Source organism: Vibrio sp. MEBiC08052 (genome assembly GCF_001506075.1).
Classification (GTDB): domain Bacteria; phylum Pseudomonadota; class Gammaproteobacteria; order Enterobacterales; family Vibrionaceae; genus Vibrio.
Genome location: NZ_KQ947475.1, coordinates 345,466 through 358,297, shown reverse-complemented (window position 1 = coordinate 358,297; position 12,832 = coordinate 345,466). Strand labels below are relative to the sequence as shown.

The 12,832-nt window shown below is 46.4% G+C and carries 14 protein-coding genes and 1 riboswitch; of the genes, 3 read left to right on the top strand and 11 right to left on the bottom strand.

The window, feature by feature from the left end; translation table 11 throughout:
- Positions 1-44: 44 nt before the first annotated feature.
- The 5 genes from VRK_RS01690 to pmbA all read right to left on the bottom strand — a co-directional run bounded on the left by VRK_RS01690 (position 45) and on the right by pmbA (position 4,074).
- A complete protein-coding gene (locus VRK_RS01690) occupies positions 45-539 on the bottom strand; it encodes an Hcp family type VI secretion system effector (protein WP_059119804.1) in 495 nt (164 codons plus the stop codon).
- A gap of 124 nt (positions 540-663) precedes the next feature.
- Entirely contained in the window at positions 664-1,137 is a 474-nt protein-coding gene (locus tag VRK_RS01685; protein ID WP_059119803.1) for a hypothetical protein, read from the bottom strand.
- A 4-nt stretch (positions 1,138-1,141) separates the two neighbouring features.
- Positions 1,142-1,609, bottom strand: a complete 468-nt coding sequence (locus VRK_RS01680) for a hypothetical protein (protein WP_059119802.1) — start codon at positions 1,607-1,609, stop codon at positions 1,142-1,144.
- Complete coding sequence (locus tag VRK_RS01675) at positions 1,609-2,484, bottom strand: hypothetical protein (RefSeq protein WP_059119801.1); 876 nt, start codon at positions 2,482-2,484, stop codon at positions 1,609-1,611. The genes VRK_RS01680 and VRK_RS01675 overlap by 1 nt, the downstream gene beginning before the upstream one ends.
- Before the next feature lie 243 nt (positions 2,485-2,727).
- Entirely contained in the window at positions 2,728-4,074 is a 1,347-nt protein-coding gene (gene pmbA, locus VRK_RS01670) for a metalloprotease PmbA (RefSeq protein ID WP_059119800.1), read from the bottom strand.
- Between the two features lie 109 nt (positions 4,075-4,183).
- Between pmbA and yjgA the strand changes: the two genes are divergently transcribed.
- Positions 4,184-4,711 (top strand): ribosome biogenesis factor YjgA, encoded by a 528-nt coding sequence (yjgA, locus tag VRK_RS01665; protein WP_059119799.1) that lies wholly within the window; start codon positions 4,184-4,186, stop codon positions 4,709-4,711.
- Positions 4,712-4,765: 54 nt separating this feature from the next.
- Here the strand turns inward: yjgA and thiQ are convergent, their stop codons facing one another.
- The 5 genes from thiQ to mpl form a co-directional block, all read right to left on the bottom strand.
- Positions 4,766-5,470, bottom strand: a complete 705-nt coding sequence (thiQ, locus tag VRK_RS01660; protein WP_059122597.1) for a thiamine ABC transporter ATP-binding protein — start codon at positions 5,468-5,470, stop codon at positions 4,766-4,768.
- Positions 5,457-7,055 (bottom strand): thiamine/thiamine pyrophosphate ABC transporter permease ThiP, encoded by a 1,599-nt coding sequence (thiP, locus tag VRK_RS01655; RefSeq protein ID WP_059122596.1) that lies wholly within the window; start codon positions 7,053-7,055, stop codon positions 5,457-5,459. The genes thiQ and thiP overlap by 14 nt, the downstream gene beginning before the upstream one ends.
- A 14-nt stretch (positions 7,056-7,069) precedes the next feature.
- Positions 7,070-8,047 (bottom strand): thiamine ABC transporter substrate binding subunit, encoded by a 978-nt coding sequence (thiB, locus tag VRK_RS01650; protein ID WP_059122595.1) that lies wholly within the window; start codon positions 8,045-8,047, stop codon positions 7,070-7,072.
- Positions 8,048-8,137: 90 nt separating this feature from the next.
- A riboswitch (TPP riboswitch) is annotated at positions 8,138-8,273 on the bottom strand.
- A 40-nt stretch (positions 8,274-8,313) separates the two neighbouring features.
- Complete coding sequence (locus VRK_RS01645; protein WP_059119798.1) at positions 8,314-8,937, bottom strand: flavin prenyltransferase UbiX; 624 nt, start codon at positions 8,935-8,937, stop codon at positions 8,314-8,316.
- On the bottom strand, positions 8,930-10,294 hold the full coding sequence (mpl, locus tag VRK_RS01640) for a UDP-N-acetylmuramate:L-alanyl-gamma-D-glutamyl-meso-diaminopimelate ligase (protein ID WP_059119797.1): 1,365 nt from the start codon (positions 10,292-10,294) through the stop codon (positions 8,930-8,932). Before mpl ends, VRK_RS01645 begins: the two co-directional genes overlap by 8 nt.
- A 304-nt stretch (positions 10,295-10,598) precedes the next feature.
- On the opposite strand from mpl, the gene fbp reads away from it, so the two are divergent.
- Both fbp and ppa read left to right on the top strand, forming a co-directional pair.
- On the top strand, positions 10,599-11,612 hold the full coding sequence (gene fbp, locus VRK_RS01635) for a class 1 fructose-bisphosphatase (protein WP_059119796.1): 1,014 nt from the start codon (positions 10,599-10,601) through the stop codon (positions 11,610-11,612).
- Positions 11,613-11,748: 136 nt separating this feature from the next.
- On the top strand, positions 11,749-12,279 hold the full coding sequence (gene ppa / locus VRK_RS01630; RefSeq protein WP_059119795.1) for an inorganic diphosphatase: 531 nt from the start codon (positions 11,749-11,751) through the stop codon (positions 12,277-12,279).
- Positions 12,280-12,381: 102 nt separating this feature from the next.
- On the opposite strand, the gene VRK_RS01625 is transcribed toward ppa, so the two are convergent.
- A complete protein-coding gene (locus tag VRK_RS01625; protein WP_059119794.1) occupies positions 12,382-12,732 on the bottom strand; it encodes a gamma-glutamylcyclotransferase family protein in 351 nt (116 codons plus the stop codon).
- Positions 12,733-12,832: the final 100 nt, after the last annotated feature.

Sequence of the window (12,832 nt, the reverse complement as noted above, 5' to 3'; positions counted from 1 at the left end):
CCATCACATTCATCAATATTTTTCGCGTATTTCACGGGTTAGTATTATTCACCCCAACCACCCTGATCCCAGTTGTCATATCCCATCGTCCCGCTGATGCTGTGCTGCCAGGCAATTTCCTGATAGCTGAGTTCGATGACTTCATGCATTTCTTCCTGATGCGCATGAACGGTATGTGGCAGGGCAAAGCTCATGCCGCTGATAATCGCTTTCGTCAGTTCGATGGAATAAAACTTTTCGTTATAGCCCTGTTCATTGGTACGGTAAAAATGAATCACACAATCGAGATGTTCCTGCCGGGCAAATGCCGTAGATAACAGTGGACTTGATTTATCAATATTCTTGATAATGCGAATCGGAGCATGACTTTTTCCATGCTGATGCGGCGCCTTCGCCATATGATGATCACAGGAAAGAATCGTGATTTCATCCGTATGGGATTCCTGATATTTATTCCCCATTGAGTCTTTGGTGTTACACCCGCTAGAAATTAATCCCTGTTTTTCACCAGAGATTGTCATGTACGCTACATGTGCCATAAAGAACCAACCTTTTTATCGTGAAAGTAATTATACTTCTTTTGAAGCAAACCACTTTATTGTTATAGAAAACATAATCGTTGTTAAAAACAGACTGAATACATAATGAATTCAGTCCTTTTAATTAATATCTCCCGGCTTGTTTCTTTTCTTCAATCAACTGTTCACAGATTTGTTGACTATTTGTATAGATAGATTTTGAACGTTTATATCCTACAACCTCCAACTCTTCACAATTCATATAATTATATTTTTCCATAAAACCATCGGAGAAGCAGAATAAAACAAAAGGGCCAAAAATAAATAAATTTAGAATCATAGAATTCAACTTTTCCAGACACCACTCTATTTTGGGCGTAAATTTTATTTTTCTCAAAAAACCAACAGATGTAGAATATACAACTATCCCAATCCCCCACAAAAACATAAGTATCTCTGTAAAGGAAAGTTCAATAATAGGTGAATGATTAGCGACTAAGAAAATAAAGTGACCAACATAGTACTCAGGATAAACAAAAAAAACTATAACCAAAGGAACAAAGATACTATAGGCAACTATTTCCTTCCAAGTTAACCGTGAATCGGATTTTCTTTTCATTCAATCAGTACCTATCTGATATTTCTTGAACTAGTTGCTGACAGGTGGCAGACGTATCTGTATAAAAATGAGCACGAAATATTGGCCATGAAGGCTGGTATTCTGCTTTTTCACACCGTTGATAATCATGATTTTTTATTAAATAAGGTATAGTAAAGCCAGAAACAATAGGTAATATGAACATTAATACTAATCCATAAATTATTCCTTTTCCTATTCGACTTTCAGCTGCTGGTGAGATTTTTCGATAAAATATCAAGATTACAAAAGCAACACAGAAACTAGAGAGTCCAATTCCCCCTCCAAATCCATACATAGCCCCACGGTCAAACTCAATCACACTTGGTAATTCAATTAAACTGTCAATTAACTGATATAAGGCAATCCCAAAAGCAAGGAAAGCGAATAAAGCAAAACCTAAAAAAAACAATAATGCTAATAATAACTTAGGAATAGTAACTTCTTCTTTCACTAGAAATATACCTTTGGTTGAGGAGACAAAAACCGATCAATTGAATGTTTAGTAAAATCAATTATCATCTGTTGCGCTGACTCCAGTACATAATCAATCACAGAACCGGCAGCACGTGCCATTGTATCTTCAAATTGATGTTTAGCCCGAGCAAGATAATTATTAACGCCATTTCCCATTTCATCTAAAACCTCAACGACTCTATCAGTAATATGGTAATGATTATCAATATAGGTTAAAGCTATATTTCCAACAAAACCGATAATTACAACAGCAGCAAGCGGCCCAATGGCAAAAGAAAGCAATCCAGCTCCGTAGGCTGCTACGATAGAAGCTCCCGTTACAATCCCAATTTTCACCACATCAGTAGCCAAAGATCCAATTAATCGAGATAACGTTATTTCATCAGTTAAAACATAATCAGCAATCCGATAGGCGCTCATTAAAATAACGGAAAGCACGCCACCAGCTTTTGCACCACTAATCGCCGCAGCTTTTCCTAAACCCATTGTCACGACCTTGGCGTTTTTCACTCCATATTTTGTCCCAGTCAACACTGTTCTCAAACGAGGATTACCCTTTAAAATAATATGCGGTTTACCACCATAGGTCTTTATATAAGCTTTGGTTCCAATACCACCCAAATCACTAATCAGTTTTACGAGGGTTAGGCCATCATCTGCTGTAGAATACCAGTTTGCCCCATCTCCAGCTCTGTCTCTTAGTTTCTTCCAAGTATCTTTCACAGTCTTCGAATAAGCATGAGGTGAATATTTCACAATATTATCCATCTCTTCAAATGAGATGACATAGATTTCATGCTGGTTGGATTGAATATCTTGCTTAATTGCAGCACGCTCTTGAGGAGATAACATGACTTTATTCCTTACCGACAGAATCGATGATTCACTCAGCGACACAAATCGGACTACGCTGAAAACCATGAAGAAGAACTGGAAAAATTTGCTATAAATTAACATAGCAATTCAAGATGTTGCAGTGCTTTGTTGTGACTCGTGATATTTTACTCAAAATAAATACCAGTCACTGATAATTATCGCATTAAGAAAAAGCGGGCTATTAAGCCCGCTTCAATCGATTTGATGGAAGAAGAATAATTATTCCCCGGCTACCTTCATTGATTCAATCAGAATAGAACCGGTCTGAATCTGAGAACGCACATCAACATCATTGCCGACTGCAACGATGTTGCTAAACATATCTTTCAGCCCCGCGGCAATGGTGATGCCAGATACTGGATACTGAATCTCGCCATTTTCAACCCAGAAACCGGCAGCACCGCGTGAGTAATCACCGGTAACAATATTCACGCCCTGTCCCATCACTTCAGTGACCAAGAAGCCGGTACCCATTGCTTTCAGCATCTGCTGGAAATCCTGCTCACCGGAGGATTTCACAAACCAGTTGTGAATTCCGCCGGCATGGCCGGTCGGCGTCATATTCAGCTTTCTCGCGGCATAGCTGGCCAACAAATAAGTCTCTAACACCCCATCGGTGACGATGTCTAAATCCCGTGTGGCCAGCCCTTCACTGTCAAACGGGCTGGAAGCCAATCCACGCAGAATATGTGGTCGCTCAGCAATCGAGAACCAGTCCGGGAAAATTTTCTCGCCCAGATGATCCAGCAAGAATGATGATTTACGATATAAATTGCCACCGGAAATCGCCATCACGAAATGGCCGATCAGGCCGGTCGCAATTTCCGGAGCAAACATTACCGGATAATGACCGGTTTTCAGTTTTTGCGGATCCAACCGGTTCACGGTTCGCTCGGCCGCAAGTTGACCGACTTGTTGCGGTGTCCACAGATCATCTTTATGGCGCGCAATGGTATAGCTGTAATCTCGCTCCATGTGATCCTGTTCGCCCTGACCAATCACACAGCAACTAATACTGTGACGGCTGGATGCATAACTGGCAAGCAAGCCATGACTATTGCCGTAGACTTTGACACCGTAGTGACTGTCATAACTCGCGCCATCACTCTGTTTGATCTTGGTGCTGTAATCGAGCGCGGCTCTTTCTGCGGCAATCGCAATGCTGGCAGCCTCATCCGGATTCGGTTCATCCGGGTGGAACAGATCCAGATCCGGAATCTCTTGCACCATCAACTCTTTTGGTGCAGGGCCGGCAAACGGATCTTCCGAGGTATACTGGGCAATATCCAATGCAGCCAACACAGTCTGTTGAATCGCTTGTTCACTCAGATCGGATGTCGAAGCACTGCCTCTGCGCTGACCCCGGTAAACTGTAATCCCCAAGGCACCATCACTGTTAAACTCGACATTCTCGACTTCACAAAAACGGGTTGAAACACTGAGCCCCGTACTCTTGGTAATCGCCACTTCTGCGGCGTCCGCTTGTGACGATGCAAGCTCTAAAGCTTTCGCGACTGCAGCTTCAAGCTCACTTCGCTGTTGTGCAACTTGCTGTTTTACATTCATAACTGATGTCTCTTATTGAAACTATTTCGATAGCATAACAAGAAATTCTCGTTCTCCCCACGATTCTTGCTAAAATAACAGACATTGATAAGCAGATAAGTTAGAGACTATGGCGCGCAAAAATCAAAAAGCTCCCTGGGAAGAGGAAGAAGAGATCATTTGGGTCAGTAAAACCGAAATGAAGAATGACATGATTGAGTTGCAACAACTCGGGGAAGCACTGGTTGAACTCAAGCCGGCCTCTTTGGAGAAGTTCCCGTTGCCGGCCGAGCTTGCCGAGGCAATCAAAGATGCGCAACGCTTTAAGAATGAAGCGAGAAGACGACAACTTCAGTATATTGGCCGTTTAATGCGTCATATCGATGTGGAACCGATTCAGGCTGCGTTGGATAAGTACCGTAACAAACATGCTCAGGCAACCGCCGCGTTCCACCGTCTGGAACAACAGCGGGATCAATTGATTGAGGAAGGGGATACGGCCATCAATGCCGTGATAGAAAAGCATCCTGAAGTGGACCGTCAGCAACTGCGTCATTTGATTCGTCAGGCGAAAAAAGAACAGCAGAGCGGAAAATCATCAAAATCAGCCAGAGAGATCTTCCAACTCCTGAAATCGTTAGAAGAAACTTCGGAGTAATATATCTACGCGATGAAGGCGTCATGCCGTGATAAAGGCATGGCACTTTCATCCTCAATTTCCCGCACGGATAAATGCATTCAGCGACTCGCTCGGGTGCGATGCAGTCAACCCCTCAATTTCCCCAGTCACCTGAACATGATTCTCATCGATATAGGCAAAATGGCTGGCCATATTTTTGGCATCATTAACATGATGAGTAACCATCAACACCGAAATATTGCGCTCATTGGCCAAACGTCTGACCAAAGCCAGCATATCAGCCCGTAAAATCGGATCTAATGCTGAAAAAGGTTCATCCAACAGCCAGTGTGAACGTTCCTGTACAAAACAACGCGCCAGCGCAACCCGCTGCCGTTGCCCGCCGGACAACTGTTCCGGCCGTCGGTCTAACAGTGTTTCGATGCCGACTTGATGCGCAGCATGTCCGACTTTATCCCAGTCTTTACGCGTCAGTTTTAACCCCGGATGCAGCCCTAGTCCGATATTGTCACGCACCGATAAGTGAGAAAAAAGATTGTGCTCCTGAAATAGCATCGAGAATGGACGCTCATACGGCGGCAGAGCCAACACCGATTGATCATCAACCCGGATGTCACCGGACTTCGGCGCAATAAACCCGGCAACCAGACTTAACAGCGTCGATTTCCCGGCCCCACTCGGCCCCATCAGAGCCCAAATACTACCTTGCGGCACAGCGAGCGAGAAATCAAACCATTCCTGTTGATATTCATAACGCACCTGATCAAGTGTCAGCATTGATATATCCCCCGCGCCGAAACAGACGCTCCGCAATGAAAAAGCATCCGAGACTGATGATCAATAAACAACCGGCCACCACAGCAGCGGATTCCATCTGATAGCTTCCCAGTAACTGATAAAGATAAAGTGGCAAGGTTCTGAAATCCTGACTGCCGAATAACGCGATGGCACTCAAATCCCCCATCGCCACCAAAAAGCTGATCACCCATGCGTGAATAATCGGCTTTCTCACGGCACGCCACTCCACCAGCCAGAGACGACGCCACCCCTGCATTCCCAGGCTGGCACACAGATACTGATACTGCTGCGCCAACATCCATAACGGTTGCTGTAAGGTTTTAATCACATAAGGTAAAGCCATCATGGCATTGACCGCCACAACGACCCAATAGGCAAAATCAAACGCGTTAGTAAAAGCGCGTAACAGCAGAAAGAGCCCGGTACTAATCACCAACCCCGGAGTGACCAAAACCATCATACCAATCGTTTCCAGCCCATCGGCACGCCGCCGTTGATGATTCAGTCGCCAACTCCGGCTCGTCAGCAAGACACCGATACCCGCAACCAGAGCGAGAGAACCGGCCACGACCGCAACACGCAAAGAGCTCCCGAATGCCTGCCAAAAACCCGCGCCACTCAGCACTACCCACAGGTGTGAATTGAGGCCGGAAATCATCACCATGACGAGCGGCGGCAACACTAACAGTCCACAGCCAATAATCCATCCGCAATCCCAGTAACGCGCCCAACGACTATCACGAAATAACGGCTGGCGGGGAGAATCTCCCTGACTACTCGCGTTGATAGTTTTGGTGATGCTTTGCAGCATAAAAGCCAACGCCCCACACAGTAACATTTGCCACAGTGCTAACATGGCACCGGCGCGCAGATCAAAATCAAACTTAATCGCCTGATAAATTGCCAGTTCAATAGTGGTAGACTGCGGCCCGCCCCCCAATGCCATTACGGTCGCAAAACTGGTAAAACACAACATGAAAACCAATCCGGCGACATGGGGCATCTGCTGACGAATCCGTGGCCAGTTGACATAACGAAACACTTGCCACGGTGTCATCCCCAGATGACAGGCTAATAATGACTGCTCTCCGGGGATCATTTCCAGCGTATGTAAAAACAACCGGCTGGCATAAGGCAGATTAAAAAAAACATGTGCCAGCAAGATGCCATTCAAACCATAAACTGAAAAGCTGAAATCCAGATCCAGTGTATGCAGTGCATCGGCTAAAAAACCGCTGCGGCCATAAATCGCCAGCAAACCAAACACCCCGACTAACACCGGTATCACCAATGTGGTCGAAAAAAGTTTGATCAGCAAATCGCGGCCGGGAAAAGCGCGACGGTGTAAAGCCAAGGCAACCGGAATCGCCGGAATCACACTCAGCAACATGGATAACAATGCCTGATAAAAACTAAACCGCGTGACATGGAGATAATAAGGGTCACTCAGCACGGTCGTCAGTTCGAGACCGGATGCATGAACCAGTAATGCCCCGAATGCACTCAGGATAAAGACCACGACACCCGTCGCAACCCAGAGCCCGATTCGGGGAACCCGTTGCAGGATCACCGTACCAATTACCGAGCCTGCGTGAGCGCTGTTTGCCACTCACGAATCCAATGTTTACGATTTTCTGCAATCTGCGGCGCAGAAAACTGTAATGCTTTCTTCGGTATAGAAAGATGACTGTAAGCATCCGGCAGCGCGACCGATGTCACCGGATACATCCAGTTCGTCGTCGGAATGACTGACTGAAAATCATCGCTCAAGATAAACTGCATAAACTGATCGGCAAGCGCCTGATGTGGACTCCCCGCCAATTTAGCGGCCACTTCGACCTGCATGTAATGCCCTTCCGAAAACTCAGCAGCCGTATAGCGATCATCCTGCTCAGCGACCTGATGATAGGCCGGTGAAGTGGTGTACGACAGAACCATATCCGATTCGCCTTTGAGAAACATCGAATAGGCTTCCGACCAACCTTTGGTGACCGTGACCGTTTTCTCCGCCAATTGTTGCCAGGCTTGAGCCGCCTGATCACCGTAGACGGATTTCATCCATAACAGCAGCCCCTGACCCGGAGTCGATGTCCGCGGATCCTGATAGATGATTTTCAAATCAGGCGCTTGTTCAACCAGTGCTTTAAGACTGTGTGGCGGATTGGGGAGTAAATCCTTACGGTAAACAAAAGCAAAATAGCCATAATCGTAAGGAATGAACACATCATCATGCCAGCCGTTGGGGAGCGTTAATGCTGTGGTATCGACATGATGTTTGGCTAGCAGTCCTGTCTGTTTGGCTTCTGCCATCAGGCTGTCATCCAGCCCCAGAACAATATCCGCCTGACTATGATTGCCTTCAAGCCTCAGACGATTGAGAATTGAGACTCCATCGTCGAGTGCCACATAGTTCAGCTCGCAGTGACAGCGCGCCTCAAATGCTTGCTTAATCGCAGGCCCGGGGCCCCATTCCGAGGTAAAAGAATCATAGGTATACACGGTCAGTTCAGGGGACTTCGCCTGCACCAATCCGGTGGTCAAACTTAAGATAAAGATGCCTGCATAAATCGAGGCTTTAGAATAGTTCAATGTCACGGCTCGCTCTCCTTGATACGAGCGGCACAGGGTTGAGGCAGGCCTCAAAAAGGGCAGACCAAACTCAATTCCTACGCCAGCATTATCTGGTTCAGGTCGTTGCGGGTTCCGGGCAATCGCCCAATCTCAGCACCATGACAACATACCGAATCGGTTGTTTGTCATTGAAGCTCCCCGATGAGTGCGGACAATTTTACTGTGAATTGAATCAATGTGCTACTGATGATTCAGTGCTGATATCCCCAGCGCGGCACCACAGTCTGCTCGATCCCTAGATGGTCAAGAATCCGCGCGACCATAAAATCGACTAAATCATCAATCGACTGAGGCTGATGATAAAATCCGGGCGCAGCCGGCATGATGGTCACACCAACCTGTGACAGCTTCAACATGTTTTCTAAATGGATGGTTGAAAACGGTGTTTCCCGTACCACTAGCAGCAGTTGTCCTTTTTCTTTGATCACCACATCAGCGGCGCGCTCAATCAAATTGTCTGACATGCCGTAAGCAATCGACGCGACACTCCCGGCAGAACAAGGACAAACCACCATTTGCTTGGGTGCTGATGAACCCGAAGCAACCGGAGAAAACCAATCTTCTTTGCCACAGACAACCAACTGCTCACTCCGGCATTGCAGATGTTCCACCAACGTCTGATGGGCTTTGTCCGGTGCAGCGGAAAGCTTCAAACCGTGCTCGGTCGCCAGCACCACTCTTGCCGCTGACGAGATCAACAGATACACCTGATAATCTGCGGCCAGCAAATGCTGAAGTAAGCGTAATCCGTAAGGCGCCCCGGAAGCACCGGTCCAAGCTAATGTAATTGTTTTTTCTCGCTGAATATCACTCATGATAACCCCTTTCCAACTGTTGCAGCAGTTTGTCATGAATGCCACCGAAACCACCATTGCTCATCACCAGAATCGAATCCCCGGCATTGGCAACCTGCACCACTTGTTGCACTAAAGCATCAATATCATCGGCCGCGTATCCCGGCTGGTGACACTGTGCGACCACATCAGCAACAGGCCATGTCAGTTCTTGCGGCTGGTAAATAAACACCATATCAGCCTGAGCCAAGGCATCTGCCAGCACCTGCTTATGTACACCCATTTTCATCGTTGCCGAGCGTGGTTCCAGTACCGCAAGAATCCGTTGCGAGCCCACTTTTGCACGCAGTCCCGCCAATGTTTGTTGAATGGCTGTCGGATGATGGGCAAAGTCATCATAAACCGTCACGCCACGCACTTCGCCACGCTGTTCCAGACGGCGTTTAGTATTAATAAAGTGACCCAACGCTTCACAAGCCATCGCTGGGACGACACCAACATGTCGGGCTGCCGCTACGGCCATGATTGCGTTATGTACATTATGATCACCGATCAAATCCCATGACACAGTGCCAGCTATCTCACCATTGAACAATATTTGGAACGATGATCCATCTTTTGACAATTTTGTTGCATTCCAGTTTGCATTCTCACCGCAAAACTCTTGCTCGCTCCAGCATCCTTGGTCTAAAACATCATTTAAAGCGGGATCATCTTGGGGTGACAGGATACGGCCAATGCCGGGAACCGTTCGGACCAAGTGATGAAATTGTTTCTTAATCGCTGCAAGATCGTCGAAGATATCAGCATGATCGAACTCTAGATTGTTCAGGATCAGGGTATTCGGATGGTAGTGGACAAACTTAGATCGCTTATCGAAAAAAGCACTGTCATATTCATCGGCTTCGACGACAAAAAAGTCACTTTCACCAAGTCTGGCAGAAATTCCGAAGTTGCCGAGCACACCTCCGACCAGAAAACCGGGCTGATAGCCGCAGTATTCCAGTATCCAACTCAGCATACTGGCTGTGGTGGTTTTCCCATGGGTGCCGGAAACCGCCAGTACCCATCGTTCCCGCAGTAAAAACTCACTCAACCACTGCGGTCCGGACGTATAGGGCAGACGATGATTGAGGACGTACTCAACACAGGGATTACCACGGCTCAGTGCATTACCGATCACCACTAAATCAGGACAAGGATTAAGCTGATTTACATCAAAACCCTCTATAATTTCAATACCTTGAGATTCCAGCAAAGTGCTCATTGGTGGATAAACATTGGCATCGGAACCGGTAACCCGATGTCCCATCTGGCGCGCCAGCGTCGCGACGCCGCCCATAAATGTGCCACAAATTCCGAGTATATGTATGTGCATGAATCCCTCAGTCCTCTGCTCTGATTTTCGCTCATCTTACTGCCCTTCATTATCATGATTCACACCATAAAAGCGAGCCGGAAATCGACAATCCGACAGAGATTTTACCCTCAGTCTGGCAGGATTCACGATTGTCGGTATCTTGTATGAAAAATGAGATCTGAGTCAGTTACTTTATTACCTTAAATAAGATCTGGATCATAGAATCTTATTTAAAGGGCATCTATCGCCCATTTGCATAATGCCAATTTGCTGTCTTTCAGACTAATGGCAAGTATTCATGATTGCTTTTCAAGGAAATAACATGTCAGAGATGAGAACCTTAGGAGAATTCATTGTTGAAAAACAAACCGATTTTCCTCATGCAAGCGGAGAGCTCTCTTCCCTTCTTGCTTCGATACGTTTGGCAGCAAAAATCGTAAACCGTGAAATCAATAAAGCGGGGCTCGTCGATATTACCGGAGCTGTCGGTACAGAGAACATTCAGGGCGAAGATCAGCAGAAACTCGATGTCTACGCCAATGAGAAGTTTAAAGCAGCGCTTGAGGCCCGAGACCAAGTCTGCGGTGTCGCGAGTGAAGAAGAAGATGAGGCTATCATATTCAATAAAGAATTGAATAAGAATGCCAAGTATGTCGTGTTGATGGATCCGCTTGACGGCTCAACCAATATTGACGTGAATGTGTCGGTCGGAACGATTTTTTCAATTTACCGTCGCGTCTCCCCGATTGGTACCACACCGACAGCTGAAGATTTTCTGCAACCGGGCAATAAACAGGTCGCAGCCGGATACGTCATTTACGGCTCTTCTACCATGTTGGTGTACACCACAGGCAATGGCGTCAACGGCTTTACTTACGATCCGTCGTTGGGCACATTCTGTCTCTCCCATGAGAATATGATGATCCCGGAAGACGGCCGCATCTATTCGATTAACGAAGGCAACTACATTCGTTTCCCGACCGGGGTGAAAAAATACATTAAACACTGTCAGGAAAACGTGCCGGAAGATAATCGTCCTTATACCTCACGTTATATCGGTTCACTGGTGGCTGATTTTCACCGTAACTTGCTTAAAGGCGGGATCTATCTGTACCCAAGTACACTCAGTCACCCACAGGGTAAACTCCGTCTGCTCTACGAGTGTAATCCTATGGCATTTTTGATGGAGCAAGCCGGTGGTATCGCCACTGATGGTATGAACCGGATTCTTGACCTTGATCCGCAAGAGCTACACCAACGGGTGCCATTTTTTGTCGGTTCAAAAAACATGGTGACCAAGCTTCAGGAATTTCTGGAAGCCCATCAAGACAATTAAGCCTCTCTGTATAAAGCGCCTCCGGGCGCTTTTTCTTATCCCGTCACGTTCAGTGATCAACACTTTTTGCGTTCAACGGTGAAGTGAATAATAATAGGCGCTTCAAAACGTCCGCTAAACAGTAAGGAATACATTCATGAGTTTGAATAACATACCAGCAGGTAAGTCTCTGCCTGATGATATCTATGTCGTCATTGAAATCCCGGCGAATGCTGATCCAATCAAATATGAAGTAGACAAAGAGTCTGGTGCTGTATTTGTAGACCGCTTCATGTCTACACCAATGTTCTACCCATGTAACTACGGTTATGTAAACAATACGCTCTCTTTAGATGGTGACCCGGTTGACGTACTGGTTCCGACACCTTATCCACTGGTTCCCGGTGCTGTGATTCGCTGCCGCCCTGTCGGTGTGCTGAAAATGACCGATGAATCAGGTGAAGATGCAAAAGTTGTTGCCGTACCTCACTCAAAACTGACCAAAGAATATGACCATATTCAGGATGTCAACGATCTGCCTGAGCTGCTGAAAGCACAAATCAAACATTTCTTCGAGCGCTACAAAGAGCTTGAGTCAGGAAAATGGGTGAAAGTTGATGGCTGGGAAGATGCAGCATCAGCTCGCGCAGAGATCCAATCCTCTTATGAGCGTGCGCAAAACAAATAATCGGTCTTTTGGCTGAAACATAAGGAGAGATATTAATCTCTCCTTTTTATGTGGCGGTTATGGGTGTGCACCGACAGGGGTCACTGAAACAGAAAGACAACATCAGATCCGCTGACACCAATCTCCGGAAGCAATTGTCTGAGTTAACTTGGAAACATCCTGGTAGAAATAGATCCAAGCCATGCCAAAAGGCGTTTCAATACGCTCCCGGCGGTATTCAACCGGCACATCTTCTAATTCATCCAAACGGGATAACGTCTCATCATCGACGACATAGATTTCTCCCATCACCGACTGATGTCCTTCAATTAATCCCGGATAAGGTCCGAGATCATACAGGGTGAATTCCGGTGGCGTTTCGTAATATCCCAACATCGGGCTTTCGCCCAGATACCAGTGATTATCTTCGCCATTACGCAACGTACCGTAGACAAACACTAAATGCTGCTGCATAAACACTCCTTGTTTATTCTCTCATCACGTGTATCAGCGTCAGACCTCATGCTTTCACCGCGACATCTCTAACCATAGACGTTCTTGCGATAGAAATCAT

What these genes read in the sequence shown, in the direction of transcription:
- VRK_RS01685 (WP_059119803.1), bottom strand. Translation starts at nt 1,137, where the DNA reads ATGAAAAGAAAATCCGATTCACGGTTAACTTGGAAGGAAATAGTTGCC.
- fbp (WP_059119796.1), top strand. Translation starts at nt 10,599, where the DNA reads ATGTCAGAGATGAGAACCTTAGGAGAATTCATTGTTGAAAAACAAACC.
- VRK_RS01625 (WP_059119794.1), bottom strand. Translation starts at nt 12,732, where the DNA reads ATGCAGCAGCATTTAGTGTTTGTCTACGGTACGTTGCGTAATGGCGAA.
- ppa (WP_059119795.1), top strand. Translation starts at nt 11,749, where the DNA reads ATGAGTTTGAATAACATACCAGCAGGTAAGTCTCTGCCTGATGATATC.
- pmbA (WP_059119800.1), bottom strand. Translation starts at nt 4,074, where the DNA reads ATGAATGTAAAACAGCAAGTTGCACAACAGCGAAGTGAGCTTGAAGCT.
- mpl (WP_059119797.1), bottom strand. Translation starts at nt 10,294, where the DNA reads ATGCACATACATATACTCGGAATTTGTGGCACATTTATGGGCGGCGTC.
- VRK_RS01675 (WP_059119801.1), bottom strand. Translation starts at nt 2,484, where the DNA reads ATGTTATCTCCTCAAGAGCGTGCTGCAATTAAGCAAGATATTCAATCC.
- VRK_RS01690 (WP_059119804.1), bottom strand. Translation starts at nt 539, where the DNA reads ATGGCACATGTAGCGTACATGACAATCTCTGGTGAAAAACAGGGATTA.
- thiQ (WP_059122597.1), bottom strand. Translation starts at nt 5,470, where the DNA reads ATGCTGACACTTGATCAGGTGCGTTATGAATATCAACAGGAATGGTTT.
- yjgA (WP_059119799.1), top strand. Translation starts at nt 4,184, where the DNA reads ATGGCGCGCAAAAATCAAAAAGCTCCCTGGGAAGAGGAAGAAGAGATC.
- VRK_RS01645 (WP_059119798.1), bottom strand. Translation starts at nt 8,937, where the DNA reads ATGAGTGATATTCAGCGAGAAAAAACAATTACATTAGCTTGGACCGGT.